The sequence below is a fragment of the Sphingomonas sp. CFBP 13728 genome, assembly GCF_014841895.1.
GTDB lineage: Bacteria > Pseudomonadota > Alphaproteobacteria > Sphingomonadales > Sphingomonadaceae > Sphingomonas.
Genome location: NZ_JACYUS010000019.1, coordinates 1 through 611, shown reverse-complemented (window position 1 = coordinate 611; position 611 = coordinate 1). Strand labels below are relative to the sequence as shown.

Genomic DNA, 611 nt, shown 5'->3' with positions numbered 1-611 from the left:
TACATCACCCGCGATGCGCACAGCCGCACATGCGCAACCTTCACCCGCATCGGCTTGCCCGCGATCTCGACGTCTTCGTGGCTCCAGTCGAACTGGTAGGCCTCGCCCGGCTGGAACAGCAGCGGGATGAACGCTGGCGCGTCCATTACGTCGCGACGCCGAGCCTGCCGCCAGCGGGTAGCGTAGCGGCGCACCGCATCGTACGAGCCGTCGAACCCCTCGCGCAGCAGCAGATCGTGGACACGCGTAATGCGCAGCTTCTCGCGCCGCGGTCGTGCCTCATCCTCTTCCAACAGCGCATCGAGCCGCATCTGAAACGGCCCCAATTTTGGCAACGGCTGTACTTCTCGCCGGTACTTGGTGTCCGCCTCCGGCGCCCGGATCGCCCTGCGCACGACACCGCGTGACAAATGTAGGTCTCGCATTATCGCCTTGATGGCTTTGCCCGACGCGTGCTCGCGCCGGATCCTCAATACCGTCTCCAATACCAACATCCCGATCTCGCCGCCTGACATCTGCCAAGCGGACAGCCTTAGACCAACGGAATGAGGGGTCTTTTTTCGACGCCGATCACCCCGCTACCGGGGTCCTTTTTCCACGCCGATCCACAG

At 63.5% G+C, this 611-nt stretch carries 1 protein-coding gene; it reads right to left on the bottom strand.

Features of this window, described 5'->3' with window-relative positions; all coding sequences use genetic code 11:
* Positions 1 to 494 (bottom strand): IS21 family transposase (locus IFT67_RS20385; RefSeq protein ID WP_524539096.1); only part of this gene is annotated, 494 nt, incomplete at its 3' end.
* Positions 495 to 611: the final 117 nt, after the last annotated feature.